The following is a 26,016-nucleotide window of genomic DNA, read 5'->3' as shown; positions in this document are numbered from 1 at the left end:
AGGAGCGCGGCATGGCATTCGGCGGACTCGACAAGCACCAGAATTCCGCGCCGATGGCGGACATCAACATGACGCCGCTCATCGACGTGATGCTGGTGCTGCTCGTCATCTTCATCATTACGGCGCCGCTGCTCACGCACGCCATCCGGCTCGATCTGCCCAAAGTCGCGGCCGCGCCGGCACGACCCACGCCCGAAACCATCACGCTTTCCATCGACGCCGCGGGCAAGATTTACTGGAACGCCAGGCCCGTCAGCGCTGACCAGATGCGCGCGCAGTTCGCCGAAGCCGGCCGGCGCGCCGAGCAGCCCGAGATCCAGCTGCGGGCCGCACGCGCCACGCGCTACGAAGTGATTGCGCAGGTGATGGGCGCGGCCCAAGAGGCGGGGCTCGAACGCATCGGCTTCGTGACCGAGCCACCGCAAGGCCAGGGCGGCGGCTCTCCGGACGTTGCGACACCTGCGCCGGCTGCACCCGCGCCGGCTCCTGCGGCTGCCGCGACCAAACCGTAGCCGGTCTAGACGGGTAACCAGTTGGCCGAACAGCCGGTTCTCGAACCCACGCCGCTTCTCAGGCCGCGTCTCAGACCGCGTCTCAGGCCGCTTCGTAGACCACTGCGCAAACCGCTTCCAGCCGCAAAACCCCGCGCTCGCGCGGAAGGCGTCCCGTTGCGGACGGTATAATCGTCGTTTCCCGCGAAAAGTCTGCGGGTCTCGCCGAACGGCGGCGAGCGCGACATCAACAAGGCAAACGCACCCGGCCCGGTGCGCTGCACCGAACCTGGCGAAATCCCATCCACACCATGCACGAAAAATACGTTCCTTCCGACGTCGAGTCCACCGCACAGGGCGAATGGCGCGCGAGCGACGCATACCGGTCCACCGAACGCACCGACCGGCCCAAGTTCTATTGCGTCTCGATGCTGCCGTACCCTTCGGGCAAGCTGCACATGGGCCATGTGCGCAACTACACGATCAACGACGTGATGTACCGCTATCTGCGGATGAACGGCTACAACGTGCTGATGCCGATGGGCTGGGACGCGTTCGGCATGCCCGCCGAAAATGCCGCGATGGCCAACGGTGTGCCGCCCGCGAAGTGGACGTACGACAACATCGCGTACATGAAGGGGCAGATGCAGTCGATGGGCCTCGCGATCGACTGGTCGCGCGAAGTGGCCACCTGCAAGCCCGACTACTACAAGTGGAACCAGTGGCTGTTCCTCAAGATGCTCGAAAAGGGCGTCGTCTACAAAAAGACCGGCACCGTGAACTGGGACCCGGTCGACCAGACCGTGCTCGCCAACGAACAGGTGATCGACGGGCGCGGCTGGCGCTCGGGCGCGCTCGTCGAGAAGCGCGAAATCCCGATGTACTACATGCGCATCACGCAGTACGCCGACGAACTGCTCAACGACCTGGAGGGCCTCGGCTGGCCCGAACGCGTGAAGGTCATGCAGCAGAACTGGATCGGCAAGAGCTACGGCGTGAACTTCGGCTTCCCGTATGAACTCGACGGCGAGCAGAAACTGCTGCGTGTGTTCACCACGCGCGCCGACACGATCATGGGCGTCACGTTCTGCGCGATCGCCGCGGAGCATCCGCTCGCGACGCATCTTGCCGAGGGCCGGCCGGACCTGCAGGCATTCATCGAAGAATGCAAGCACGGCGGCGTCGCGGAAGCCGACATGGCCACGATGGAAAAGAAGGGCCTGGCCACGGGCTTCTTCGTCACGCATCCGCTCACGGGCCAGCAGGTCGAGGTCTGGATCGGCAACTACGTGCTGATGAGCTACGGCGAAGGTGCCGTGATGGGCGTGCCCGCGCACGACGAACGCGACTTCGCGTTCGCGAAGAAATACGGTCTGCCCATCAAGCAGGTGGTCGACGTGCCGGGCAAGACGTACTCCACCGACGCCTGGCAGGAGTGGTACGGCGACAAGGAAGCGGGCGTGTGTGTTGCGAGCGGCAAGTACGACGGCCTCAAGCACGAAGACGCCGTGAAGGCGATCGCCGCCGACCTGAAGGCGCTCGGCGTGGGCGACCGTCAGGTGACCTGGCGCCTGCGCGACTGGGGCATCTCGCGCCAGCGCTACTGGGGCACGCCGATCCCCATCATCCATTGCCCGAGCTGCGGCGACGTGCCGGTGCCCGAGCAGGACCTGCCCGTTGTGCTGCCCGAAGACCTCGTGCCGGACGGCACGGGCAACCCGCTCGCGAAGTCCGAGGCGTTTCTGAATTGCACGTGTCCGAGGTGCGGCGCAGCCGCGAAGCGCGAAACCGACACGATGGACACCTTCGTGGATTCGTCCTGGTACTTCTCGCGCTATCCGGCCTCGGACGCGACCACGATGGTCGACGAACGCACCGACTACTGGATGCCGATGGATCAGTACATCGGCGGCATCGAGCACGCCATCCTGCACCTGCTGTACTCGCGCTTCTGGGCGAAGGTGATGCGCGACATGGGTCTCGTGAAGTTCGGCGAGCCCGCGAAGAACCTGCTCACGCAGGGCATGGTGCTCAACGAAACGTATTACCGCGAGAACGACGCGGGCAAGAAGACCTGGTACAACCCGGCCGAAGTGGCGGTCACGCACGACGACAAGGGCCGCCCCGTGGGCGCCACGCTGAATGCGGACGGCAATCCTGTCGTGCTGGGCGGCGTGGAAAAGATGTCGAAGTCGAAGAACAATGGCGTCGACCCGCAGCTCCTGATCGACCAGTACGGCGCCGATACCGCGCGTCTCTTCACGATGTTCGCCGCGCCGCCGGAGCAGCAGCTCGAATGGTCGGGCGCAGGCGTGGAAGGCGCAAGCCGCTTCCTGCGCCGCGTGTGGGGCTTCGGTTACGCGAACGCGGAAGTGCTGCGTGCGCAGACCGCGCTCGATGCCGCGCAACTCGCCGAAACCGACAAGGTGCTGCGCCGCGAGATTCACGGCGTGCTCAAGCAGGCCGACTTCGACTATCAGCGTCTGCAGTACAACACGGTGGTGTCGGCGGCCATGAAAATGCTGAACGCGCTGGAAGGTGCGAAGGGCGCGCAGCCCGCCGTGCTGCGCGAAACGTTCGGCGTCCTGCTGCGCGTGCTGTACCCGGTCGTGCCGCACGTCACGTACCGGCTGTGGCAGGAACTCGGCTATGCCGCCGAATTCGGCACGCTGCTGGATGCGTCGTGGCCGAAGGTCGACGAAAAGGCGCTCGAGCAGGCCGAGATCGAACTCGTGCTGCAGGTGAACGGCAAGGTGCGCGGCGCGCTGACCGTGGCGAAGGATGCGGCGCGCGAAGCGATCGAGCAGGCGGCGTTGGCCCACGAAATGTTTGCGAAGTTCGGCGAGGGTAAGCCCGCGAAGAAGGTCGTGATCGTGCCCGGCCGCCTCGTCAACATCGTGGTGTAAGCATGCGGCGTCTTGCGCCCTGGTCCGTTCTGAAGGGCGCCAGACGCGAGCGATCGTTTTCGGTCCAGACGGTGTGTCCGGCCAGTCGAACAGACCGCCGCTTCGAACCGTCGTGAACCTCGGGAGCCCAAGTGATTCGTAGATCGTTTCTGACGCTGGCATGTGGCGCGCTGATGTTGTCCGCCTGCGGTTTCCAGCTGCGCGGCCAGCAGAACTACGCGTTCAAGCGCCTCGCGATCGTCGGCGCGCCGGCGCCCGTGGCGGCACGCCTCACGCGCATGGTGGAAGGCGGCAGCGACACCGTCGTCGTCAATTCGCCCGCGAACGCGGATGCCGTGCTGCGCGTATCGGAGGCGCGCGGCATCAGCACGCTGACGCTGAGCACGCTCGGCGTAGTGGAGGAGTATCAGCTCAACTACTCGTTGAACTACACGCTCGTCGGCGCGGACGGCACGATGCTGATCAACCCGAGCGTCATCGCGCTGAACCGCGCCATGACCTACAGCACCCAGTACTCGCTCGCGAAGGGCCAGGAGGCGGACATCCTGTACGCCGACATGCAGAACGACGCGGTCGACCAGCTCACGCGCCGGCTCGGCGTCGTGCACACGCTGCACCCGGCGCCCGGCCAGGAAGTGCCGAGCGTCGCGCCGCGCGCGCCGCTGCCGCCGCCGCCGCTGTGACCTGACTCATCAGCGCAACGCACCCGCGCCATGCAACTGCGACTCGACGCACTCGAAGCACACCTTGGTAAAGGCCTCGCCGGCCTTTACGTCGTCTATGGCGACGAGCATCTGCTCGCGCAGGAAGCGTGCGACCGCATCCGCGCCGCGGCGCGCGCGGCCGGCTTCACGGACCGCAACGTCTTCACCGTCGAGCGTGGTTTCGACTGGAGCACGCTGCTGGGCGCGAGCCAGTCGATGTCGCTGTTCGGCGACCGCCAGCTCGTGGAGCTGCGCATTCCGTCCGGCAAGCCAGGCAAGGAAGGTGCTGAAGCGCTGAAGACGCTGGCCGCGGGCGCGAGCCCCGACGTGCTGACGCTCGTCACGCTGCCGCGGCTCGACGCGGCCACGCAGAAGTCGGCGTGGTTCACGGCGCTGGCCGACGCAGGCGTCGCGCTGAAGATCGATCCGGTCGAGCGCGCGCAGCTGCCGAACTGGGTGGGCCAGCGGCTCTCGCAGCAGGGGCAGCGCGTGGCGCCGGGCGAAGAGGGCCGGCGCGCGCTGCAATTCATCGCCGAACGCGTGGAGGGCAACCTGCTCGCCGCGCATCAGGAAATCCAGAAGCTCGGGCTGCTGTATCCGGCCGGCGTGCTCTCCTTCGAGCAGATTCACGACGCCGTGCTGAACGTGGCGCGCTACGACGTCTTCAAGCTCAACGAGGCGATGCTCGCGGGCGACGTCGGCCGGCTGGCGCGCATGCTGGACGGTCTGCGCGGCGAAGGCGAGGCGGCCGTGCTCGTACTGTGGGCCGTGGTAGAGGAATTGCGCACGCTGCTGCGCGTCAAGCGCGGCGTGGCGGCCGGCAAGCCGCTCGCCATGCTGCTGCGTGAGAACCGCGTCTGGGGGCCGCGCGAGCGGCTCGTCGGACCGGCGCTGTCGCGCATCACGGAGCCTGCGCTGGAGCGTGCGCTTGCCATTGCGGCGCGGCTCGATCGCCAGGTGAAGGGGCTTGCCGCGAACGCGCGAGGCGAGCGGCGCGACCTGCTGCCGCCCGATGCGTGGGACGGGCTCTTCGAACTCGCCATGACGGTTGCGGCGCCGTCGCCCGCGCAGACGAACGCAGCGTCGGGCAGGCCGGCTGCGCCGGCAGGGCGCGCGTCCGGAGGGCGGCCGGCTGGACCGGCCGCGCCAGCAGCGCCAGCGCCATCGAGGCCAATCCGCGGCCGGCCAGTCTGAATGCCGACGCCGCGCGCAAAGGCGAAACGGCGCGGCGCACGACAGACTGCACGACAGGGCGCGAGAGACAAGGCAAGACACGAGCGTCCACCGCAGCGGCCCTTTCAAGCTTCACGGCAAACCTTGGCCGCGAGCAAACGGGGTCGGCAGGACTTACAATCCTGAGACTCCGTGCAAGCAGATACGACATCACGCGCAACGCGCCGCCGGAACGGACCTCGCGAACGCGCAGCATCACGACACATCACCATGGACATCGACCAGTACATGACCGACCTCGGTCGCCGCGCCCGCCAGGCTTCGCGCGCAATGGCGCGAGCGTCGACGGCCGCGAAGAACGCCGCGCTCGAAGCGGTGGCACGCGCCATCGAGCGCGACGCCGCGGCGCTCAAGGCGGCCAACGCGCGTGACCTCGCGAAGGCGCGCGAGAAAGGGCACGACGCCGCATTCATCGACCGGCTCACGCTGTCCGACAAGGCGCTTGCCACGATGGTGGAGGGGCTGCGTCAGGTGGCCGCGCTCGCGGACCCGATCGGTGAAATCTCGAATCTCAAGTACCGTCCGAGCGGCATTCAGGTGGGGCAGATGCGCGTGCCGCTGGGCGTGATCGGCATCGTCTACGAGTCGCGGCCGAACGTGACCATCGATGCCGCCGCGCTGTGCCTGAAGTCGGGTAACGCGACGATTCTGCGCGGCGGCTCCGAAGCGCTCGAATGCAACACTGCGCTCGCGAAACTGATTGCCGAAGGTCTGCGCGCCGCGGGCCTGCCGCAGGACGCCGTGCAGGTGGTGGAAACGGCCGACCGGGCCGCGGTGGGCAAGCTGATCACGATGACCGAATACGTGGACGTGATCGTGCCGCGCGGCGGCAAGAGCCTGATCGAACGCCTGATGGCCGAAGCCCGCGTGCCGATGATCAAGCACCTGGACGGCATCTGCCACGTCTACGTCGACGACCGGGCCGACATCGCGAAGGCGCTCACCGTCTGCGACAACGCGAAGACGCATCGCTACGGCACCTGCAACACGATGGAAACGCTGCTCGTCGCGCGCGGCATCGCAGCCGAGATTCTGCCGCCGCTCGGCAAGCTCTATCGCGACAAGCAAGTCGAGCTGCGCGTCGATCCGGCGGCCCGCGCGGTGCTGGCGGCAGCGGGCGTGGGCCCGCTCATCGATGCAACCGAGGCGGACTGGAGCACCGAGTACCTCGCGCCCGTGCTCGCGATCAAGGTGGTGGACAGCCTCGACGCCGCCATCGAGCACATCAACACCTATGGCTCGGCCCACACGGACGCCATCGTCACCGAAGACCACGACCGCGCCATGCGCTTTTTGCGCGAAGTCGATTCGGCGAGCGTGATGCTCAACGCCTCAACGCGCTTTGCCGACGGCTTCGAATTCGGCCTGGGTGCCGAGATCGGCATCTCGAACGACAAGCTGCACGCACGTGGCCCGGTTGGGCTGGAAGGGCTTACGTCGCTCAAGTACGTGGTGTTCGGGCACGGGGAAGGGCGGCAGTAGTTCTTAATCAAAAGGTTTGCCGATGCTGACTAAGCTGAGGGTGAAAGGATTCAAGAGCCTGGATGATGTGACCGTCTATTTTGGTCCGTTCACGTGCGTCGCGGGTGCAAATGGTGCAGGGAAGTCAAACCTGTTCGACGCCATCGTTTTTCTTCGCGATCTGGCGGATATGCCTATCATCGCAGCGGCTAATCGAGTACGAGACCGCGATGGCAAACGATTCGGATCTGTCGGGTCAATCTTTACCCGCTATCGGGAAGGCAGTGCGGAAACCATGGAGTTGGAGGCCGAGTTTCTCGTTCCCAATTCCGTTACGGACGACTTTGGACGACAAGGCGAGCCGAAGGTGACTCATCTGCGCTATCGCATCGTTCTCAGGTATGTGTTCGATGAGCGGTCCGGTAGCGAGCGCATTGTGCTGCTTGATGAGTCTCTAAAATACATTCCCAAGCGCGACTTTCGCCGCGGCCTGTTTCCGCATGGAGACGCATTCTGGGAAACAGTAAAGGGCGGGACAAAGACGTCCGATTTCATCTCAACTGATACGAGCGAATCGGACGGGCGGCCGATTGTTAACATTCACCAGGATACGGGCGGTGGTCGGCCGGAACGTATTCCTGCCTACGGCATGGAGCGGACGGCTCTCAGCGGCATTAATACCATCGACAGGCCAACAGCACTTGCTGCGCGTCGTGAAATGCGCTCATGGGCCTTACTGCAACTTGAACCGTCTGCGCTGAGGCAGCCGGACGACTTTTCTACGCCAACGGACATTCATGTCGCCCCGTCAGGAGCGCATATGCCTGCTACCTTAAAGAATCTCGGAAAGGATGCGGAGGTTGCCAATCGGCTCGCAGAATTGATTCCGGACGTAGCAGAACTGTCGGTCGAAGTGGACGAGAAGCGAGAGCTAAAAACTCTCTTCCTGACCAATCGCGACCGTATCAAATATCCTGCAAAGGCTCTGTCGGACGGCACGCTGCGATTTCTAGCGCTTGCTATCATTCATGCAGATCCGCAAGCTGGCGGGCTCATTTGTCTGGAAGAACCTGAAAATGGCATTCACCCCTCTCGGGTTCGGGCAATGACGAATCTGCTTCGAGATATGGCGGTCGATCCTTCCCAGGCAATAAGCGAAATCAACCCGTTGCGCCAGGTCATCATCAATACCCATTCGCCCCTCGTTGTCCAGGAGCTCAATGCAGAGGACCTTATTGTCTGCCAGCAGTATCGCTTTAAAGGAGCGGCATTTAGCATGTTTGGTTTTCTGGCAAAAACTTGGCGAGTTGCACTTCAGCCGGAGCAGAAGCCCACGTCCCTAAGTGCGCTGCTTGCATATCTCAATGCGGACGAGGCGGCCGGCGAGCAATCAAACACCGTGGGCCAACTGCTGCGGGAGCAGTTGGTACTCTTTAATTAACAGGCAGGGATTCTGGTGCGTCTTGTTCGATACACGCTTCTCGCAGATGGACGTTCAGACTCGGGTTTGCTGCCTATTATTCAGTGGGTCATTGAAACCAATTTCACCGACATCGCGACGCAGCCCGCATTTGCAATGGAGGGCATTCCGAATCCATCGCAAGGCTTGCGCCGGCGTGTTGACGCTGCTTTGGCGTTGTACGCGTGCGATGTGCTGTTCGTGCATCGGGACGCCGAACGTGAGCCTTACGATGTGCGAAGAAGGGAACTGGAGAGTCAGCTCGGAAGTACGGCTACAACTTGGGTTCCTGTTATCCCCGTGCGAATGACAGAAGCATGGTTGCTCGGCGACGAAGCTGCGATACGCCGCGCAGCGGATAACCCGCGCGGACGCGTCCCCTTGCAGATTCCGCCGCACGCGAGGTGGGAAGCTTTGCCCGATCCGAAAGAAGTTTTGTTCGACTTGTTGCGCACCGCGGCAGACCGTCCTGCACGAAGGCCGATAGACGAGCGTCGATGCAGGTCGCGAGTAGCAGACTTGACGGATGGTTTTGAACACTTGAGAAATCTGGACTCATTTCGCCGCTTTGAAGCGGATGTCATCAAGACGTTCGCCACGATATAAGGACCACCAATGCTCTGGGTGAAGACGTTTCACATCGTTCTGATTGCTTCCTGGTTTGCCGGCCTGTTCTATTTGCCGCGCATCTTCGTCAATCTGGCGATGGAGACCGAGCCCGCTGCCGTGAAGCGGCTGCTCATCATGGCGCGCAAGCTGTATCGCTTCATGACGATGATCGCCGTTCCGGCGCTGCTGTGCGGCCTGTGGTTGTGGCTCGTGGTGGGAATTGGCCGCGGCCAGGGCTGGATTCACGCGAAGATGGGCGTGGTGGTGCTGCTCGTCGCGTATCACGTCTGGTGCGGGCGGCTGCTGGCCACCTTCGAGCGCGGCGAGAACCGCCGCTCGCACAAGTGGTATCGCATGTTCAACGAGCTGCCGGTGCTCGGCATGCTCGCCGCCGTCGCGCTCGTCGTCATCAAGCCGTTCTAGTTCCCAGGCCGGAGCCGGGGCCCCAGCGCCTACGGCTCCAGTGGGTCGATGCGTCGACCCACGATCAGATCTTTCGCCTTCCTCAGCTTTTCCGCGAGCGCCGGTCCGCGCTGCAGCGCCACGCCTACGGCGAGAATGTCGCCGATCGCGAGGTGCGAGGTGCGCGAAGTCATCGGCGAAAAGATGTCCGTGTCTTCGTCGACGTTGGCGTGCAGGCCGACGGTCGCGATGCGTGCGAGCGGCGAATTGCCGTGCGTGATCGCGATCACCTTCGCGCCGCCCGCGAGCGCGGCTTTCGCGGCGTCTACGATGTCGCGCGTGCGTCCCGTGTTCGAGATGGCCACCACCACGTCGCCGTCGCTGAGCAGCGCGGCCGACATCAGGAACGTGTGCGGGTCCGAATAGGCGACGCTCGGCATGCCGAGCCGGAAGAACTTGTGCTGCATGTCCTGCGCGGCGATGCCCGAGCCGCCCGCCCCGTAGAACTCGATGCGCCGCGCGGCGGCGAGCAGCGCGATGGCGGCGGCCACCGCATCCGATGAAAGCGTGTTGCGCACCTGGATCAGCGCGCCGATGGTGCGGTCGAGCACCTTGGCCGCGACGCCCGGCACCGGCTCGTCAGGCCGCACGTCCCGATAGACGGCGGGCACGCCGGCTGCGACGCCCTGCGCGAGCCGGATCTTGAATTCCCGAAACCCCGAAAAACCGAGCGCCCGGCAAAAGCGCGCGATGGTGGGCTGGCTCACGCCGGCGCGGTCGGCGACCTCGGTCATCGAGAGATCGAGCACTTCGCGCGGCGATTCCAGCACGTAGTCGGCCAGCTTGCGCTCGGATGGCCGCAACTGGTCGCGCATGGCTTCCACCTGGGAAAGCATCATCGAAAAACTCGCACTATGCTGAAAGATCCGGGGACTATAGCGGATTGAATGATTGTACAAAAACTACATGATCGGCGTAGGTGTATTCCCCAGGTTGCAGCCAATTTGCCTTGAGGGATCGTGGGTATTGGGGGTTGCGGTGAGTGGGCAAGCAGACGTGTGTCTGAAAAAGTGCATTGATAGCTTGTAGTTTTTCTACTAACATCTTCGGGCGCGGCCCTCCGCGCCGGTGGCCGCGCAGCGTCAGCGCCACGTCCATGTCAGAGACGAAGGAGATTCGATGGCTTCCCCGCATGCCCAGTTGATGAAGGTCACGCGCCGCGTGATCGAGCGCAGCAAGCCCACGCGCGAGTCGTATCTCGCGCGGATCGAGGCAGCGCAAGGACGCTTTCCGGCCCGCGGCGCGCTCTCATGCGCGAACCTGGCTCACGGATTCGCCGGCATGGAAGGCAACGACAAGTTCGAGATCAAGGCCCTGCGCACGCCCAACATCGGCATCGTTTCGGCCTACAACGAGATGCTCTCGGCGCACGCGCCGTATCGCGACTACCCCGAAGTCATCAAGAGGGCCGCACGCGAGAATGGCGGCGTGGCGCAGTTTGCGGGCGGCGTGCCGGCGATGTGCGACGGTGTCACGCAGGGCAACGCGGGCATGGAGCTGTCGCTCTTCTCGCGCGAAGTGATCGCCATGAGCACGGCGGTCGCGCTCACGCACAACATGTTCGACGCGGCGCTGTGCCTCGGCATCTGCGACAAGATCGTGCCGGGCCTCATGATCGGCGCGCTGCAGTTCGGCCACCTGCCCACCATTTTCGTGCCCGCCGGGCCGATGACGAGCGGCCTCTCCAACGACGAAAAAGCGAAGATCCGCCAGCTCTACGCCACGGGCCAGGTGGGCCGCGACGCGCTGCTCGAATCCGAGGCCGCGGCCTATCACGGGCATGGCACGTGTACCTTCTACGGCACCGCGAACAGCAACCAGATGCTCATGGAAGTGATGGGCATGCATCTGCCCGGTTCCGCGTTCATTCATCCGCATACGCCGCTGCGCGACGAATTGACCGCCGCCGCCGCGCGCCGCGTTCTGGATCTCACCGCGGAGCGCGGCCACTACACGCCGATCGGCCATGTGATCGACGAGAAAGCCATCGTCAACGGCATCGTGGCGCTGCTGGCCACGGGCGGTTCCACGAACCACACGCTGCACCTCGTCGCGATTGCGCGCGCGGCGGGCATCCTGATCGACTGGAACGATTTCGACGAACTCTCTCAGGCCGTGCCGCTGCTCGCGAAGGTCTACCCGAACGGCAAGGCCGACGTGAACCATTTCCACGCGGCAGGCGGCATCGCGTTCCTCGTGCGCAACCTGCTGGAAGGCGGTCTGCTGCACGAGGACGTGAAGACCGTGGCGGGAGAGGGACTTGCTCACTACACGCAAGAGCCGAAGCTGATCGACGGCAAACTCACATGGGTGCCCGGCGTGGCGGAAAGCCAGGATACCGCGGTGCTGCGCGGCATCAAGGAGCCGTTCCAGCCGGACGGCGGCCTGCGGCTCATGCAGGGCAAGCTCGGACGCGGTGTCATCAAAATTTCGGCGGTGGCGGCCCAGCATCGTGTCGTGAAGGCGCCGGCCGTTGTGTTCGACTCGCAGGAAGCGGTGCAGGAAGCGTTCGATCGCGGCGAGCTCAAGCGCGACTTCGTGGCGGTAGTGCGCTTCCAGGGCGCACGCGCCAACGGCATGCCGGAACTGCATCGGCTGACGCCGCTGCTCGGCGTGCTGCAGGATCAGGGCTTTCATGTGGCGCTGGTGACGGACGGCCGCATGTCGGGCGCGTCGGGCAAGGTGCCCGCAGTGATTCACGTGTCGCCCGAAGCGCTGCTGCAAGGGCCGCTTGGCAAGGTGCGCGACGGCGACACGATCGTGATCGACGCCGAAGCCGGTGTGCTCGACGTCGAAGTGGACGAGGCCGAATGGGCCGCGCGACCGGTGGCCGCGCCGCGCCATCAGGCGGAAAACGAAGTGGGCTTCGGCCGCGAGCTGTTCGGTGTCTTCCGCGCGGCGGCGGCGCCGGCGGAACTGGGCGCATCGGTGTTCGGCCCGCTCGTGGGCGAAACAGCGCGCGAGCAGGCAGACACCGCGGCATCCCATGCTCACCACGAACTGCACAAACAAGGAGCTTGAACATGACTGCACAGACAGTGGCCGAGATCGTACGGCTCGGTCCCGTGATTCCGGTACTCGCATTCGAATCGGTGGAGCAGGGCGAAAACGTGTCGCGCGCGCTGCACGCGGGCGGCGTGAAGGTGCTCGAAATCACCTTGCGCACCGAAGCCGGCCTCAAGGCGATCGAGCGCGCAAGCCAACTGGCGGAAGACATCGTGGTGGGCGTGGGCACGATCACGAAACCGGAGCAGTGCGCGCTGGCGAAGAAAGCCGGGGCGCGCTTCGGCGTGTCGCCGGGTCTCACGAAGGACATGCACCAGGCCGCGCAGGACGCCGGCTTGCCGCTGCTGCCGGGCGTGATGACGCCCACCGACATCATCGTCGCGCTCGAACTCGGCTATGAGATCGTGAAGTTCTTCCCGGCGCAGCCGGCCGGCGGCGTGCCGATGCTGCAGGCGTTCCACGGTCCGTTCCCGACGCTCAAGTTCTGCCCCACGGGCGGCATCACGGCCGAATCGGCGCCCACCTTTCTTGCGCTGCCCAATGTGGTCTGCGTGGGTGGTTCGTGGCTCACGCCGAAGAGCGCGCTCGCCGCGCAGAACTGGGACGAAGTCACGCGGCTTGCCCGCGCGGCAGCCGAACTCGCGCCGCCTGCCCGGTAAGGTGCTGGACGGCCCGGCGTTCCGCTCGATCGGAATGCCGGGCTGTGGCCATCACGATCCGACGCGCTGGCGTGAGCACAGGCGCCGGGCGGATGTGATGTCGAGCGCGCTGCCGGAACGCACAAAAGCCGCCGTACGGACGTGCCTTGCGAACGTGCGCAGTCCGGCCGATCGGACCTTCGTGCAGCACGCTCTGCTCGCGCGCAAGCGCTCAAATCTGACAGTAAAATTCAGCGGCCTCGCAGACGAGCCGTAAGCGCAGCCTTGCGCAGAGCCGCCGTCCCGTGCGCCGGCAGCGACTCGCATCCGTTTCCATAACACCAAAGGAGGAGCTTCATGGGAGCCGTCCACGGCAGCATGCTGCTGGTTTTCGCGCTGGTTGCCATTGCCGCGCTGATCCTGCTGATTACGCGCTTCAAGGTTTATCCGTTCCTCGTTCTCATCATCGTCTCGCTGCTGCTCGGCCTCGCCGTCGGCATGCCGATGGATCAGATCGTCAAGTCGTTCGAGACCGGCAACGGCAACACGCTGGGCCACATCGCAATCGTGGTGGGCCTCGGCACCATGCTCGGCAAGATGATGGCGGAGTCGGGCGGCGCGGAGCGCATCGCCACCACGCTCATCGGCTGGTTCGGCGAGAAGAACATCCACTGGGCGATGATGTTCGTTGCGATCATCGTGGGCCTGCCGGTGTTCTTCGAAGTGGGCTTCGTGCTGCTGATCCCGATTGCGTTCAACGTCGCGCAGCGCACCGGCAAGTCGCTGCTGCTGATCGGTTTGCCGATGGTGGCGGGCCTTTCCGTCGTGCACGGGCTCATTCCGCCGCACCCGGCCGCGCTGCTCGCGGTGCAGGCGTATCACGCCGACATCGGCCGCACCATCGCCTACGGGCTGATCGTGGGTGTGCCGACGGCCATCGTCGCTGGTCCCTTGTTTGCGCTGCTGATTCATCGCCACATCAAGCTGACCGCGCCGAATCCGCTCGCGGCGCAGTTCATCGAGGGCAGTGATGGTGGCACCGCTTCAACGGGCGGCGCTGGCGGCGCAGCGCGCCCGCAGCGCGAGCTGCCGGGCTTCGGCATCACGCTCTTCACCATCCTCTTGCCTGTGATCCTGATGCTCGTGGGCAGTTGGGCCGACCTCGTGTTCGCGCCGAAGACGATTCCGAACGGTCTGCTCCACTTCGTCGGCACCTCGGACGTTGCGCTTCTGATTGCGGTATTGGTGAGCTTCTGGACCTTCGGCACGCAACGCGGCTTCACGAAAGAGCAGATCCAGAAGTTTTGCGGCGACTGCCTTGCGCCCATCGCGGGCATCACGTTGATCGTGGGCGCGGGCGGCGGCTTTGGTCGCGTGCTGATGGACAGCGGCATCTCGAAGGAAATCATCTCGCTCGCGCAGAACGCGCAGCTTTCGCCGCTGTTGCTCGGCTGGTTCGTCGCCGCGTTGATCCGCCTTGCAACGGGGTCGGCAACCGTCGCGATGACGACCGCGTGCGGCATCGTCGCGCCGATCGCGTCGGCGAGCGGTGTTCAGGTGCGGCCGGAACTCATGGTGCTTGCCACCGGTTCGGGCTCGCTCATCTTTTCCCACGTGAACGATGGCGGCTTCTGGCTCATCAAGGAGTACTTCGGCATGACCGTCGGTCAGACGTTCAAGACGTGGTCGCTTTGCGAGACGATCATTTCGTTGCTGGGTCTCGGTTTTACGTTCGCACTGGCGGCAGTGCTGTAAGGAGCAGTAGATGATCTTGATAGCAATGGGCGTGTCGGGCGCCGGCAAGTCGCGCATCGGCGAAATGCTGGCGGAGCGCCTTCACTGCAGCTTCACCGACGGCGACGCGTTCCACAGCGCGGCCAACAAGGAGAAGATGCACCACGGCATTCCCCTCACCGACGACGATCGCTGGCCGTGGCTGCGCACCATTCGCGCGGCGATCGAGGAAAAGCAGCGCGCGGGCGAGACGGCGGTGTTCACGTGTTCGTCGCTCAAGCGCGCGTACCGCGACATTCTGCGCAATGGCGACAGGGACGTGTGGTTCGTCTACCTCAAGGGTTCGATGGAGACGCTGCGCGAGCGCCTGAAGACGCGCACGGGCCACTTCTTCGACCCGTCGCTGCTGCAAAGCCAGCTGGACACGCTCGAAGAGCCGGGCGAGGACGAGGCCGTGGAGGTGAGCATCGACCTTGCGCCGGAGCAGATCGTCGAGAGCGTGCTTGCGCAGTTGAAGGCGCGCGGCGCGTCGTGATCGGCGGGCTGATCCGCCGCGTTTGCGGCGGGCAGGCGTAAAAAAGGCGTTCCTTCAAGGAACGCCTTTTTGCTTTTGAGCGGGTGCTCAGGCAGCCATCGCTCTCAGGCAACTGCTCAGGCAACCACTCAGGCAGCCGCTCACACCGCCGCTCACACCGCCGCTCACACGTTACGCAATCCGCTTCGCCAGTTCCTCGGCCTTGCCCGTGTACGAGCCCGGCGTCATGGCGAGCAGGCGTGCTTTCGCATCGGCCGGAATGTTCAGACCGCCGATGAACGTCTGCAACGCCTCGCGCGTAATGCCCTTGCCGCGCGTGAGTTCCTTCAGCTGCTCGTACGGGTTCTCGATGCCGTAGCGGCGCATCACCGTCTGCACCGGCTCGGCGAGTACTTCCCAGCAGTTGTCGAGGTCGTCGTTGAGGCGTTGCGGATTGACTTCGAGCTTGTCGAGGCCGCGGATCAGCGCGTCATAGGCGAGCAGCGAGTAGCCGAACGCCACGCCGATGTTGCGCAGCACGGTCGAGTCCGTGAGGTCGCGCTGCCAGCGCGAGACGGGCAGCTTGTCTGCGAGATGGCGCAGCGTGGCGTTCGCGAGGCCCAGGTTGCCTTCGGAGTTTTCGAAGTCGATCGGGTTGACCTTGTGCGGCATCGTGGACGAACCGATCTCGCCGGCCTTCGTCTTCTGCTTGAAGTAGCCGACTGAGATGTAGCCCCACACGTCGCGATCGAGGTCGAGCAGGATCGTGTTCGCGCGCGCGACCGCGTCGAACAGTTCGGCCATGTAGTCGTGCGGCTCGATCTGGATGGTGTACGGGTTGAAGGTGAGCTTGAGCCGCTCTTCCACGACCTTGCGCGAGAACGACTCCCAGTCGAAGTCGGGGTACGCCGAGAGGTGCGCGTTGAAGTTGCCCACGGCGCCGTTCATCTTGCCGAGCAGCTCCACCTTCTCGATGCGTGCGATGGCGCGTGCGAGGCGCGCCGCGACGTTGGCGATTTCCTTGCCGAGCGTGGTGGGGCTGGCGGGCTGGCCGTGCGTGCGCGAGAGCATCGGCTGAGCGGCCTGCGCATGCGCGATCGCGACAAGGCGCTCGTGCACCTTGCGTAGCGCCGGCACCATCACATGCTCGCGCGCGCCGGCCAGCATCATGCCGTGCGACGTGTTGTTGATGTCTTCCGAGGTGCAGGCGAAGTGGATGAACTCGCTTGCGCGCTCCAGTTCCGGCTGACCCTTAACCGACTCCTTGAGCCAGTACTCGACCGCCTTCACGTCGTGATTCGTCACACGCTCGATTTCCTTGATGCGGGCGGCGTCGTGCGCGGTGAAACGCTCGGCGAGCTGCAACAGGAACTGTTCCGACGCTTCCGAGAAACGCGGCACCTCGGCGAAGCCGGCGTGCGAGAGCGCGATGAGCCAATGGATCTCCACCGTCACGCGGTGGCGCATGAAGGCGGCTTCGGAGAGCCAGTCGCGCAGGGCTTCCGTTTTGGCGGCGTAGCGGCCGTCGAGCGGGGAGAGCGCGGTGAGCGCGTAGAGGGTGTCGGGGCGGGTGTCGGACATGATGGGACGAGCCGGAGGCGGGTGAGATCGGAAACGGGGAGAACCCCGAATTTTACCACCGACGCGCGGCTGCCCCGACCGTGGGCGATCGGCCCGGAGAGCCGCCGACGAGCCGACGGAGAAGCCTCGCCGGTGCGTTGCCGCAAAGTAAAGGTCCTGAGCCGAGGCCGGTGGCGGCGCGCCCGCTAGAATGCAGGCTTTCCCGCCGCGCCCCCGCGGCGGTCCTGTCCTCCCACGCCGCCCGCCATGGAACTCAAGTGGCTCGAAGATTTCGTTTCGCTCGCCGAAACCCGTAGTTTCAGCCGGTCCGCGGAGTTGCGGCACGTCACCCAGCCCGCCTTCTCGCGGCGCATCCAGGCACTGGAAGCGTGGCTCGGCACGGAACTGATCGACCGTTCGGTTTATCCGACGCGCCTGACGCCCGCCGGCCAGGTGTTCTACGAGCAGGCGCTCGCGATGCTCTCGCAATTCCACGAGGCGCGCACGCTGCTGCGCGGCCACATGGCCACGCCCGCGGCCACGATCGAATTCGCGGTGCCGCACACGCTGTCGCTCACGTACTTTCCGCGCTGGCTGCAACGTATCGAGGCGCAGCTGGGCCCCGTGCATGCGCGCCTGCGCGCGCTGAACGTGCACGATGCGCTGCTTTCGCTGGTGGAAGGCGGCTGCGATCTGGTGATGGGCTACCACCATCCGAGTCATCCTGTCGCACTGGACCCCGCGCGCTACGACATGCTCACGCTCGGCACCGAGCCGATCAGCCCGTTCTCCGCGCCGGGCCGGGCGGGCCGCGCACGTCACACGCTGCCGGGCACGCCGGATGCGCCGGCACCTTACCTGTCGTACACGCCCAACGCGTACCTCGGACGCATGACGGAAGTGATCATCGCCAACGCGCCCACCCGGCTCTATCTGGACCGCATCTACGAGACCGATATGGCCGAGGGCTTGAAGGCGATGGCGCTGGCGGGCCACGGCATCGCGTTTCTCCCGCACAGCGCCGTGGAGGAAGCGGTGGCCGAGGGCAAGCTGATACGCCTCGACCGCGCGACGCGCGGCGTGGCGCAAGACCGGTTCACGCTGACCATGGAGATCCGGCTCTATCGCGACAAGCTTGCCGCGCAGGGCGACGATCCGCGTCATGTGCTGATGAGGAAGCTGTGGGATGTCGTGTCGGCAGAACTGGCCCTGGCCCAGCAGGCGGGCGCACGCAACTGAGCGCCGCGTCCGCGGCAGGTTTTTTCGCTTTTGCCGACGTTATGCAAGAAAAACATAACGCAATGACCAAACGGCATTGGATTTCAGCAGATCGATTTTCGACAATGGCGACCATTCGTTGACCGCTGGAGCGTTCATGTCTTCCCAACCGCAGTCCGCAGCACCCGATCTTTCCATTCCCTCGTATCTCAACGCCGACAACCTCGGCCCCTGGGGCAACTATCTGCGCCAGGTGGACCGCGTCGCGCCCTACCTCGGCTCGCTCTCGCGCTGGCTCGAAACGCTGAAGCGTCCGAAGCGCATTCTGATCGTCGATGTGCCCATCGAGCTGGACAACGGCACGGTTGCGCACTTCGAGGGCTATCGCGTGCAGCACAACGTCTCGCGCGGTCCCGGTAAGGGCGGCGTGCGTTACCACCAGGACGTGACGCTCTCGGAAGTGATGGCGCTTTCCGCGTGGATGTCGGTGAAGAACGCGGCCGTGAACGTGCCGTACGGCGGCGCGAAGGGCGGCATCCGCGTCGATCCGCGCAAGCTTTCACGCGGCGAACTGGAGCGCGTGACGCGCCGCTACACGAGTGAAATCGGCATCATCATCGGCCCGAACACCGACATTCCGGCGCCGGACGTCAACACCAACGAACAGGTGATGGCGTGGATGATGGACACGTACTCGATGAACCAGGGCCAGACGGCGACCGGCGTCGTGACCGGCAAGCCGATCGCGCTGGGCGGCTCGCTTGGCCGCCGTGAGGCAACGGGTCGCGGCGTGTTCGTGGTGGGTTGCGAAGCGGCGCGCCGGACGGGCCTCGCGATCGAAGGCGCTCGCGTGGCGGTGCAGGGCTTCGGGAATGTGGGCGGCATTGCTGCGCGCCTCTTCCAGGAAGCGGGTTCGAAGATCGTGGCCGTGCAGGACCACACCGGCTCGCTGTACAAATCGACCGGCATGGACGCTGCTGCGCTGCTGGAACACGTGGCGAAGACGGGCGGCGTGGCCGGCTTCACTGGCGCCGACCCGCTTTCCAACGACGAGTTCTGGACGGTGGAGACGGACATCCTGATCCCGGCGGCACTGGAAAACCAGATCACCGAGAAGAACGCCGGCAAGATCCGCACGAAGATCATCGTGGAAGGGGCGAACGGCCCGACCACGACCGCGGCCGACGACATCCTGCACGACAAGGGCGTGCTCGTGATTCCCGACGTGGTGGCCAACGCGGGCGGTGTGACCGTGTCGTACTTCGAGTGGGTGCAGGACTTCTCGAGCTTCTTCTGGACCGAAGAGGAAATCAACCAGCGTCTGGAGCGCGTGATGCGCGAGGCATTCGCGGCGGTCTGGCAGGTGGCGAGCGAGCACAACGTTTCGATGCGTACGGCCGCGTTCATCGTGGCGTGCAAGCGCATTCTGATGGCGCGCGAACTGCGCGGCCTGTACCCCTGATATAGCCTGCAGCAAGTCTTACCGGAAGCGGACGGCGTCGCGACGATGCCGTCCGCTTTTGTGCACCAGAAGACGCCTGTCTGACATGGTTTACAACAATAACTTTCAGTTAAATTACTTTGATAAACTGCGCCCGTTCTAGCCAAGGAGATCAGAATGAAGGTTAAAAAAGCTGCGCTGCTTCTCGCCACCCTCGGTTTCGTTGCCTGCGCCGCGAACGCGCAGGAAAGCGGTACGTTGAAGAAGATCAAGGACACGGGCGTGATCGCGCTGGGTCATCGCGAATCGTCCATTCCGTTCTCGTATTACGACGACAAGCAGAACGTCATCGGCTACTCGTACGAGTTCCAGATGAAGGTCGTGGACGCGGTCAAGCAGAAGCTGAACATGCCGAACCTGAAGGTCAAGTTCATCCCCGTCACCTCGCAGAACCGCATTCCGCTCGTGCAGAACGGCACGGTGGATATCGAGTGCGGCTCGACCACGAACAACCTGGAGCGCCAGCAGCAAGCTGCGTTCTCGGACACGATCTTTGTGATCGGTACGCGCCTCATGACGAAGAAGGACTCGGGCATCAAGGACTTCGCCGACCTGAAGGGCAAGACCGTCGTGACGACGGCCGGCACCACGTCGGAGCGCCTGCTGCGCAAGATGAACCAGGACAAGAACCTGGGCATGAACATCATCAGCGCGAAGGACCACGGCGAGTCGTTCCAGACGCTGGAAACCGGCCGTGCGGTCGCCTTCATGATGGACGACGCGCTGCTTGCGGGCGAACGCGCGAAGTCGAAGACGCCGGGCGACTACGTGATCGTGGGCGCACCGCAATCGCGCGAAGCGTACGGCTGCATGATGCGCAAGAACGACCCCGAGTTCAAAAAGGTGGTGGACGACGCGATCGCGAAGGTCGAGACGTCGGGCGAAGCGGACAAGATCTACAAGAAGTGGTTTGAATCGCCGATCCCGCCGAAGGGCCTCAACCTGAACTTCCCGGAGAGCGACGACATGAAGGCGCTCTTCAAGAGCCCGAACGACAAGGCAATCGACTAAGCAGTCTCGAACGCCTACGTTGAACAGAACGGAAGAAGCCTGTGCTTCTTCCGTTCTTTTTGTTGGAGAGTCTTCGCCATGTCTTATCACTGGAACTGGGGCATTCTGCTGAGTCCGGTTTCCACCGGCGAGCCGACGACCTATCTCGGCTGGCTGTTGTCCGGCATGCGCGTGACGGTCACCGTGGGGCTGGTCGCCTGGGTGATCGCGCTTGTCGTCGGATCGTTGTTCGGCGTGCTGCGCACGGTGCCGAACAAGTGGCTTGCGGGCATCGGTACTGTCTACGTTGCGATTTTCCGCAACGTTCCGCTCATCGTGCAGTTTTTCGTCTGGTACTTCGTCATACCGGAACTCGTGCCCAAGGGGCTGGGCGACTGGTTCAAGCAGTTGCCGCCGGGTGCGCAATTCTTCTCGGCGTCGGTGATCTGTCTGGGCCTCTTTACCGCCGCACGTGTGTGCGAGCAGGTGCGCTCGGGCATCAACGCGCTGCCGCGCGGCCAGCGCGCCGCGGGTCTCGCCATGGGCTTCACGCAGTGGCAGACCTATCGCTACGTGTTGCTGCCCGTGGCGTATCGCGTGATCGTGCCGCCGCTCACGTCCGAGTTCCTCAACATCTTCAAGAACTCGGCGGTGGCTTCCACCATCGGTCTGCTCGATCTTTCGGCGCAGGCCCGGCAACTTGTGGACTACACGGCGCAGACCTATGAGTCGTTCATCGCCGTCACGCTCGCGTACGTGGTGATCAATCTCGTGGTGATGACGCTGATGCGGTTCGTCGAGCAGAAAGCGCGGCTGCCAGGCTACATCGGAGGCAAGTGATGAGTCATCAATTCGACTGGAGCGGCATTCCCGGCGCAATGCCCACGCTTGCCACCGGCGCCGTAGTCACGCTGAAGATCACGATCATCGCGATCGTGATCGGCATTATCTGGGGCACGCTGCTCGCGCTCATGCGCCTGTCAGGCGCGAAGCCGCTCGAATGGTTTGCGAAGAGCTACGTCACGGTGTTCCGCTCGATACCGCTCGTGATGGTGCTGCTGTGGTTCTTCCTGATCGTGCCGCAGGTGCTGCAGAACCTGCTGGGGCTGTCGCCCGATATCGACATCCGCTTTGCGTCGGCGCTCGTCGCGTTTTCGCTCTTCGAAGCCGCGTATTACTCGGAGATCATTCGCGCCGGCATTCAGGCCGTGCCGCGCGGGCAGGTCAACGCATCGTTCGCGCTCGGCATGACCTATGGGCAGGCAATGCGCCTCGTGGTGCTGCCGCAGGCGTTTCGCGCGATGGTGCCGCTGCTGCTCACGCAGGCCATCGTGCTCTTCCAGGATACGTCGCTCGTCTACGTGATCAGCCTGGCCGATTTCTTTCGCACAGCGACGAATATTGGCGATCGTGACGGCACGATGGTCGAAATGGTACTGTTCGCCGGTGCTTGCTACTTCGTGGTTTGCGTGGTGGCGTCGGGCCTCGTCAAGAGTCTTCAGAGAAAGGTCGCAAGATGATTTCCATCAAGAATGTTTCCAAGTGGTACGGCCACTTTCAGGTACTCACCGACTGCACGACGGAAGTGAAGAAGGGCGAGGTTGTGGTGGTATGCGGCCCGTCGGGCTCGGGCAAATCGACACTCATCAAGACCGTGAACGGGTTGGAGCCGTTCCAGAAGGGCGAGATTCTCGTGAACGGTCAGTCTGTGGGTGACAAGAAGACCAATCTGTCGAAGCTGCGCTCGAAGGTGGGCATGGTGTTTCAGCACTTCGAACTGTTCCCGCATCTTTCGATTACCGAGAACCTCACGCTCGCGCAGGTGAAGGTGCTCGGACGTTCGAAGGACGAGGCGTCGGCCAAAGGCCTGAAGCTGCTCGATCGCGTGGGTCTCAAGGCGCATGCCGACAAATACCCGGGTCAGCTTTCGGGCGGTCAGCAGCAGCGCGTGGCGATTGCACGCGCGCTTTCGATGGACCCCATCGCGATGCTGTTCGACGAGCCGACCTCGGCGCTCGACCCCGAGATGATCAACGAAGTGCTCGACGTGATGGTGGAACTCGCGCAGGAAGGCATGACGATGATGTGCGTGACCCACGAAATGGGTTTCGCGAAGAAGGTCGCGCACCGGGTGATCTTCATGGACAAGGGCATCATCGTGGAAGACGATCGCAAGGAAGACTTCTTCGCCAATCCGAAGTCGGACCGTGCGAAGGACTTCCTCGCGAAGATCCTGCACTGAGCGTTAGCGCAGCGCATGCGGCTCACGCAGCCGCGTGCGCCGTTTTCAGGACTCGACGGCCGCCCGGTCGTCGTCTGCTTCGAAATCCACAGCGGCAGTAGCTTCCAGCTTTGCCTGCACCTGCGCCGCCTGCGCGACCGTGCTGGCCGACGCGGACCTGTCGCATTCGGGATGGCGCAGCTTCTCCAGCACCGAAGCCGGCACCGGCACATTCTTGCGCGCAGTCACTTCCCCGTTCTGAAACATCAGCAGGTCGCCGGGCGCGAAGCGCGTCCAGACTTCGTTGTCCGTGAGCGGCTGCGTGGCGATCACGGCGACGCGGTCCTCCGGCGTGGTGTACTTGGCGAAGTCGATCGAAACGTCGGCGTCCACGAGGTGCGCCGTCGAGAATGGCCAACTGCGCACCAGGTAGTGCAGGTGTGTCGAGCAGTGCGCAAAAAGCGCCTGGCCGTTCGACATCAGGAAATTGAACACGCCGTACTGGGTGATCTCGCGCGTGAGCGAGGCGACGGCCTCGAAGAGTTCATCGAGCGGCGGCTGGGCGCCGGGAAACGCCTTGCGCAGGCCTTCAAGAACGGCGCAGAACGCCAGTTCGCTGTCTGTCGTACCGACCGGCTGGTAGACGCCGGAAAGAGCAGGGCGGTAGTCCTGCAGATCGCCGTTGTGGGCGAAGATCCAGTGCCGGCCCCACAGTTCGCGCAGAAACGGATGGCAATTCTCGAGCAGGATGTGCCCCTGCGTCGCCTTGCGAATATGCGCAATGGTGTTTTTCGATTTGATCGGATAGCGCTTCACCATCTCGGCGAGCGGTGAAGTCGCGGAAGACTGGTGGTCGATGAAGAGCCGGCAGGCTTTGTCCTCGAAGAACGCGATGCCCCAGCCGTCGGCGTGGTGATCGGTGACGCCGCCGCGCGCCGCAAAACCGGTGAAGGAGAACGTGACGTCCGTCGGCGCGGCGCAGTTCATTCCAAGAAGTTGGCACATGGTGCGGAAGCGGGGCGCGGGCCTTCGGTGCGGCCCGGTACAATAACGATTTTCCAAGGATAGCACCGAGCTACGCGCGTCAAATTGGAAAATTGGCGCCCAAAGGCGTGCCAGTTTCCCGCTGTTGCGCGATGTCCACGGCGCGCCGTGGACGAGGTTCAAGGTTCATGCCGCGTGTGGCCTTGCATTTTGCCCGGCCGCTCTTCAGTCCTGTCCCCTGTGGTCCGTTTCCCTTCCCTGTTGCCATGAACGCTTCCGCTCCCGTCATCGACACCTTGACCCTTGCCCGCCCCGACGACTGGCACCTGCACGTGCGCGACGGCGCCATGCTGGCCGCGGTGCTGCCGCATACGGCGCGCCAGTTTGGTCGCGCGATCATCATGCCGAACCTCAAGCCGCCGGTGACCACCACGGTGCTGGCGCAGGCGTATCGCGAGCGGATCGTGGCAGCGATTCCGGCCGGCGTGCGCTTCGAGCCGCTGATGACGCTCTACCTCACCGACAACACGCCGCCCGACGAGATCCGCCGCGCCCGCGAAAGCGGCTTCGTGCACGGCGTGAAGCTTTATCCGGCAGGTGCGACGACGAACTCGGACGCGGGCGTGACCGACATCCGTAAATGCGCAAAGACGCTCGAAGCGATGCAGGAAACGGGCATGCCGCTGCTGGTTCACGGTGAAGTGACCCATGCCGAGATCGATCTGTTCGACCGCGAGAAGGTCTTCATCGACCGCGTGATGACGCCGCTGCGCCGCGATTTCCCGGCGCTCAAGGTCGTGTTCGAACACATCACGACGAAGGACGCCGTCGACTACATCCGCGCAGACAGCGCGAAGCCGGGGCTGCTCGGCGCGACCATCACGGCGCATCACTTGCTCTATAACCGCAACGCGATTTTCCAGGGCGGCATTCGCCCGCACTATTACTGTTTGCCGGTGCTCAAGCGTGAGACGCACCGCGTCGCGCTCGTGGAGGCCGCGACGTCGGGCGACCCGCGTTTTTTCCTCGGCACCGATAGCGCGCCGCACCCGAAGGGCCTCAAGGAACACGCGTGCGGGTGCGCCGGCTGCTACACGGCGCTGCACGCACTCGAACTCTACGCAGAAGCCTTCGATCAGGCGGGCGCCCTGGACAAGCTGGAAGGTTTCGCGAGCTTCTTCGGCGCGGACTTCTACGGTCTGCCGCGCAGCGCCGAGCGTGTGACCTTGCGGCGCGAGACGTGGACGCTGCCGGCCGAGGTAGTCGCGGGCGACACACCCGTCGTGCCGCTGCGCGGGGGCGAAACGATCGGCTGGCGGCTGGTCTGACGGCGGCCGCGATGCCGCACAAGGCGGCGAGCGATGCGTGGGCGAAGGCGGAGGTGCCGGCCGGGGCGGTGGCGCCATGGGATGCCGCGGGCGTTGCGGCATCGCAAGCTCCGCGTACGTCCGCGGATCAGGTTGAACCGCAGAAGCCGGCCTTGGCGGATGCGGACTGCGCTGTCCGAAGCGACCCGGCCGGCTTTGGCCGGATCGATTGGTCGCAACCGTGGTTCCAGCAGTTCGCCGCGCGCGGTGTGCGCTGGCAGCAGGCGGCGCTTCACGGCTACCCCCCGTTTCTCTCCGAGCTCAATGCGGATGCGCAGGCGTCCGGGCAGACGACTGGCCGAGGCCGGCCGCTCGCGTTCATCGCCCAGGACGACCTGCCGCCCGGCGCCGCCTACGAGGCGCATATCGCGGCCACCGGCTGCGTACCGACGCGGCACAACCTCCATGATTTCTTCAATGCGCTGGTGTGGTTCTCGTTTCCGCGCGTCAAGGCGGTCCTGAACGCCCGGCAGGCCGAGCAGATCGACTTGCTCGGCGTAGGCCCAACGCGCGGCGGCGTGCGTGACGCGCTCACCTTGTTCGACGAGAACGCCGTGATCTTCGCCAGCGCGAACCCCGAACAAACCGCGGCGTTGCGTGTCTTCGACTGGCACACGCTTTTCGTTGCGCATCGCGCGGGTTGGGGAGGGGACCGCGAGGTCCGATGCTTCGGGCACGCGCTGCTCGAAAAGCTCATGGCGCCGTTCAAGGCCTGCACGGCGCACGCGTGGATCGTCGAGGTGCCCACAGCCTATTTTTCGTGGGACAGGGCGCAGCGCGACGCGTGGCTCGATGCGGCGGTGAGCGAAGCGCTCGCGCGTGACACCGAACTCAGCGGCCAGCGCTTTGCGCCGCTGCCCGTACTGGGTATTCCCGGCTGGTGGAGTGCAAACGAAGCCGCGGGGTTCTATGACGACCCGTCGGTATTTCGCAAGGGACGGCGGCAACGGTAGGCAAC

At 64.5% G+C, this 26,016-nt stretch carries 23 protein-coding genes; 20 read left to right on the top strand and 3 right to left on the bottom strand.

Annotated elements, in window-relative coordinates:
- Window positions 1-11: 11 nt before the first annotated feature.
- From P2869_RS14725 to P2869_RS14690, 8 genes are all read left to right on the top strand, one after another.
- Window positions 12-512 (top strand): biopolymer transporter ExbD, encoded by a 501-nt coding sequence (locus P2869_RS14725; RefSeq protein WP_277596861.1) that lies wholly within the window; start codon window positions 12-14, stop codon window positions 510-512.
- Window positions 513-802: 290 nt separating this feature from the next.
- A complete protein-coding gene (leuS, locus tag P2869_RS14720) occupies window positions 803-3,397 on the top strand; it encodes a leucine--tRNA ligase (RefSeq protein WP_277596860.1) in 2,595 nt (864 codons plus the stop codon).
- A gap of 131 nt (window positions 3,398-3,528) precedes the next feature.
- Window positions 3,529-4,080: an LPS assembly lipoprotein LptE gene (gene lptE / locus P2869_RS14715; RefSeq protein WP_033351422.1), complete on the top strand. Its 552-nt coding sequence runs from the start codon at window positions 3,529-3,531 to the stop codon at window positions 4,078-4,080.
- Window positions 4,081-4,110: 30 nt separating this feature from the next.
- Window positions 4,111-5,295, top strand: a complete 1,185-nt coding sequence (gene holA / locus P2869_RS14710) for a DNA polymerase III subunit delta (RefSeq protein ID WP_277596859.1) — start codon at window positions 4,111-4,113, stop codon at window positions 5,293-5,295.
- Between the two features lie 249 nt (window positions 5,296-5,544).
- A complete protein-coding gene (locus tag P2869_RS14705) occupies window positions 5,545-6,816 on the top strand; it encodes a glutamate-5-semialdehyde dehydrogenase (RefSeq protein WP_277596858.1) in 1,272 nt (423 codons plus the stop codon).
- Window positions 6,817-6,838: 22 nt separating this feature from the next.
- Window positions 6,839-8,236: an AAA family ATPase gene (locus P2869_RS14700; RefSeq protein ID WP_277596857.1), complete on the top strand. Its 1,398-nt coding sequence runs from the start codon at window positions 6,839-6,841 to the stop codon at window positions 8,234-8,236.
- Window positions 8,237-8,251: 15 nt separating this feature from the next.
- The gene (locus P2869_RS14695) at window positions 8,252-8,860 is read left to right on the top strand and encodes a hypothetical protein (RefSeq protein ID WP_277596856.1); all 609 of its coding nucleotides are present in this window, start codon (window positions 8,252-8,254) and stop codon (window positions 8,858-8,860) included.
- 9 nt (window positions 8,861-8,869) lie between these two features.
- Window positions 8,870-9,286 carry a CopD family protein gene (locus tag P2869_RS14690; protein WP_017777038.1) on the top strand — a complete coding sequence of 139 codons (417 nt, stop codon included), beginning with the start codon at window positions 8,870-8,872 and terminating at the stop codon, window positions 9,284-9,286.
- A gap of 29 nt (window positions 9,287-9,315) precedes the next feature.
- On the opposite strand, the gene P2869_RS14685 is transcribed toward P2869_RS14690, so the two are convergent.
- Window positions 9,316-10,164, bottom strand: a complete 849-nt coding sequence (locus tag P2869_RS14685) for a MurR/RpiR family transcriptional regulator (protein ID WP_017777037.1) — start codon at window positions 10,162-10,164, stop codon at window positions 9,316-9,318.
- A gap of 280 nt (window positions 10,165-10,444) precedes the next feature.
- Here P2869_RS14685 and edd point away from each other — a divergent pair, with 280 nt between their 5' ends.
- From edd to P2869_RS14665, 4 genes are all read left to right on the top strand, one after another.
- A complete protein-coding gene (gene edd / locus P2869_RS14680; protein ID WP_277596855.1) occupies window positions 10,445-12,346 on the top strand; it encodes a phosphogluconate dehydratase in 1,902 nt (633 codons plus the stop codon).
- 2 nt (window positions 12,347-12,348) lie between these two features.
- Window positions 12,349-12,990, top strand: coding sequence for a bifunctional 4-hydroxy-2-oxoglutarate aldolase/2-dehydro-3-deoxy-phosphogluconate aldolase (gene eda, locus P2869_RS14675; protein WP_277596854.1), 642 nt, complete (start codon window positions 12,349-12,351; stop codon window positions 12,988-12,990).
- A gap of 336 nt (window positions 12,991-13,326) precedes the next feature.
- Entirely contained in the window at window positions 13,327-14,724 is a 1,398-nt protein-coding gene (locus P2869_RS14670; RefSeq protein WP_277596853.1) for a GntP family permease, read from the top strand.
- Window positions 14,725-14,734: 10 nt separating this feature from the next.
- The gene (locus P2869_RS14665) at window positions 14,735-15,238 is read left to right on the top strand and encodes a gluconokinase (RefSeq protein ID WP_199543856.1); all 504 of its coding nucleotides are present in this window, start codon (window positions 14,735-14,737) and stop codon (window positions 15,236-15,238) included.
- Between the two features lie 171 nt (window positions 15,239-15,409).
- Here P2869_RS14665 and purB read toward each other — a convergent pair whose 3' ends face one another.
- Window positions 15,410-16,798, bottom strand: coding sequence for an adenylosuccinate lyase (gene purB, locus P2869_RS14660; RefSeq protein ID WP_042302484.1), 1,389 nt, complete (start codon window positions 16,796-16,798; stop codon window positions 15,410-15,412).
- Window positions 16,799-17,044: 246 nt separating this feature from the next.
- Here purB and P2869_RS14655 point away from each other — a divergent pair, with 246 nt between their 5' ends.
- The 6 genes from P2869_RS14655 to P2869_RS14630 all read left to right on the top strand — a co-directional run bounded on the left by P2869_RS14655 (window position 17,045) and on the right by P2869_RS14630 (window position 22,728).
- Window positions 17,045-18,016, top strand: a complete 972-nt coding sequence (locus P2869_RS14655) for a LysR family transcriptional regulator (protein WP_277596852.1) — start codon at window positions 17,045-17,047, stop codon at window positions 18,014-18,016.
- A gap of 136 nt (window positions 18,017-18,152) precedes the next feature.
- On the top strand, window positions 18,153-19,457 hold the full coding sequence (locus tag P2869_RS14650) for a Glu/Leu/Phe/Val dehydrogenase (protein WP_026121897.1): 1,305 nt from the start codon (window positions 18,153-18,155) through the stop codon (window positions 19,455-19,457).
- 156 nt (window positions 19,458-19,613) lie between these two features.
- Complete coding sequence (locus tag P2869_RS14645) at window positions 19,614-20,507, top strand: glutamate/aspartate ABC transporter substrate-binding protein (RefSeq protein ID WP_017777029.1); 894 nt, start codon at window positions 19,614-19,616, stop codon at window positions 20,505-20,507.
- A 78-nt stretch (window positions 20,508-20,585) separates the two neighbouring features.
- Complete coding sequence (locus P2869_RS14640) at window positions 20,586-21,326, top strand: amino acid ABC transporter permease (protein ID WP_017777028.1); 741 nt, start codon at window positions 20,586-20,588, stop codon at window positions 21,324-21,326.
- Window positions 21,326-22,006 carry a glutamate/aspartate ABC transporter permease GltK gene (gene gltK / locus P2869_RS14635; protein ID WP_017777027.1) on the top strand — a complete coding sequence of 227 codons (681 nt, stop codon included), beginning with the start codon at window positions 21,326-21,328 and terminating at the stop codon, window positions 22,004-22,006. Before P2869_RS14640 ends, gltK begins: the two co-directional genes overlap by 1 nt.
- Window positions 22,003-22,728, top strand: a complete 726-nt coding sequence (locus P2869_RS14630) for an amino acid ABC transporter ATP-binding protein (RefSeq protein WP_017777026.1) — start codon at window positions 22,003-22,005, stop codon at window positions 22,726-22,728. Before gltK ends, P2869_RS14630 begins: the two co-directional genes overlap by 4 nt.
- Before the next feature lie 45 nt (window positions 22,729-22,773).
- On the opposite strand, the gene P2869_RS14625 is transcribed toward P2869_RS14630, so the two are convergent.
- Window positions 22,774-23,712, bottom strand: a complete 939-nt coding sequence (locus P2869_RS14625) for a class II glutamine amidotransferase (protein WP_081601905.1) — start codon at window positions 23,710-23,712, stop codon at window positions 22,774-22,776.
- 245 nt (window positions 23,713-23,957) lie between these two features.
- Between P2869_RS14625 and pyrC the strand changes: the two genes are divergently transcribed.
- Together pyrC and P2869_RS14615 are read left to right on the top strand one after the other, a co-directional pair.
- Window positions 23,958-25,019 (top strand): dihydroorotase, encoded by a 1,062-nt coding sequence (gene pyrC, locus P2869_RS14620; RefSeq protein WP_126878062.1) that lies wholly within the window; start codon window positions 23,958-23,960, stop codon window positions 25,017-25,019.
- 11 nt (window positions 25,020-25,030) lie between these two features.
- Entirely contained in the window at window positions 25,031-26,011 is a 981-nt protein-coding gene (locus P2869_RS14615; protein WP_277596851.1) for a DUF3025 domain-containing protein, read from the top strand.
- Window positions 26,012-26,016 lie beyond the last annotated feature (5 nt).

Origin of the sequence: Paraburkholderia sp. SUR17, from assembly GCF_029536165.1 — a bacterium.
Classification (GTDB): domain Bacteria; phylum Pseudomonadota; class Gammaproteobacteria; order Burkholderiales; family Burkholderiaceae; genus Paraburkholderia; species Paraburkholderia kururiensis.
Note: the sequence above shows the minus strand (reverse complement) of the source record. Positions and strands in the feature narration are given on the sequence as shown.

Excerpts from the sequence above, each read along its gene's own strand:
- leuS (WP_277596860.1), top strand. The coding sequence starts at position 803 with ATGCACGAAAAATACGTTCCTTCCGACGTCGAGTCCACCGCACAGGGC.
- P2869_RS14655 (WP_277596852.1), top strand. The coding sequence starts at position 17,045 with ATGGAACTCAAGTGGCTCGAAGATTTCGTTTCGCTCGCCGAAACCCGT.
- P2869_RS14615 (WP_277596851.1), top strand. The coding sequence starts at position 25,031 with ATGCCGCACAAGGCGGCGAGCGATGCGTGGGCGAAGGCGGAGGTGCCG.
- P2869_RS14645 (WP_017777029.1), top strand. The coding sequence starts at position 19,614 with ATGAAGGTTAAAAAAGCTGCGCTGCTTCTCGCCACCCTCGGTTTCGTT.
- P2869_RS14625 (WP_081601905.1), bottom strand. The coding sequence starts at position 23,712 with ATGTGCCAACTTCTTGGAATGAACTGCGCCGCGCCGACGGACGTCACG.
- eda (WP_277596854.1), top strand. The coding sequence starts at position 12,349 with ATGACTGCACAGACAGTGGCCGAGATCGTACGGCTCGGTCCCGTGATT.
- P2869_RS14670 (WP_277596853.1), top strand. The coding sequence starts at position 13,327 with ATGGGAGCCGTCCACGGCAGCATGCTGCTGGTTTTCGCGCTGGTTGCC.
- P2869_RS14690 (WP_017777038.1), top strand. The coding sequence starts at position 8,870 with ATGCTCTGGGTGAAGACGTTTCACATCGTTCTGATTGCTTCCTGGTTT.
- edd (WP_277596855.1), top strand. The coding sequence starts at position 10,445 with ATGGCTTCCCCGCATGCCCAGTTGATGAAGGTCACGCGCCGCGTGATC.
- gltK (WP_017777027.1), top strand. The coding sequence starts at position 21,326 with ATGAGTCATCAATTCGACTGGAGCGGCATTCCCGGCGCAATGCCCACG.
- pyrC (WP_126878062.1), top strand. The coding sequence starts at position 23,958 with ATGAACGCTTCCGCTCCCGTCATCGACACCTTGACCCTTGCCCGCCCC.
- P2869_RS14650 (WP_026121897.1), top strand. The coding sequence starts at position 18,153 with ATGTCTTCCCAACCGCAGTCCGCAGCACCCGATCTTTCCATTCCCTCG.
- P2869_RS14725 (WP_277596861.1), top strand. The coding sequence starts at position 12 with ATGGCATTCGGCGGACTCGACAAGCACCAGAATTCCGCGCCGATGGCG.
- P2869_RS14665 (WP_199543856.1), top strand. The coding sequence starts at position 14,735 with ATGATCTTGATAGCAATGGGCGTGTCGGGCGCCGGCAAGTCGCGCATC.
- purB (WP_042302484.1), bottom strand. The coding sequence starts at position 16,798 with ATGTCCGACACCCGCCCCGACACCCTCTACGCGCTCACCGCGCTCTCC.
- P2869_RS14640 (WP_017777028.1), top strand. The coding sequence starts at position 20,586 with ATGTCTTATCACTGGAACTGGGGCATTCTGCTGAGTCCGGTTTCCACC.
- P2869_RS14705 (WP_277596858.1), top strand. The coding sequence starts at position 5,545 with ATGGACATCGACCAGTACATGACCGACCTCGGTCGCCGCGCCCGCCAG.
- holA (WP_277596859.1), top strand. The coding sequence starts at position 4,111 with ATGCAACTGCGACTCGACGCACTCGAAGCACACCTTGGTAAAGGCCTC.
- P2869_RS14685 (WP_017777037.1), bottom strand. The coding sequence starts at position 10,164 with ATGATGCTTTCCCAGGTGGAAGCCATGCGCGACCAGTTGCGGCCATCC.
- P2869_RS14700 (WP_277596857.1), top strand. The coding sequence starts at position 6,839 with ATGCTGACTAAGCTGAGGGTGAAAGGATTCAAGAGCCTGGATGATGTG.
- P2869_RS14630 (WP_017777026.1), top strand. The coding sequence starts at position 22,003 with ATGATTTCCATCAAGAATGTTTCCAAGTGGTACGGCCACTTTCAGGTA.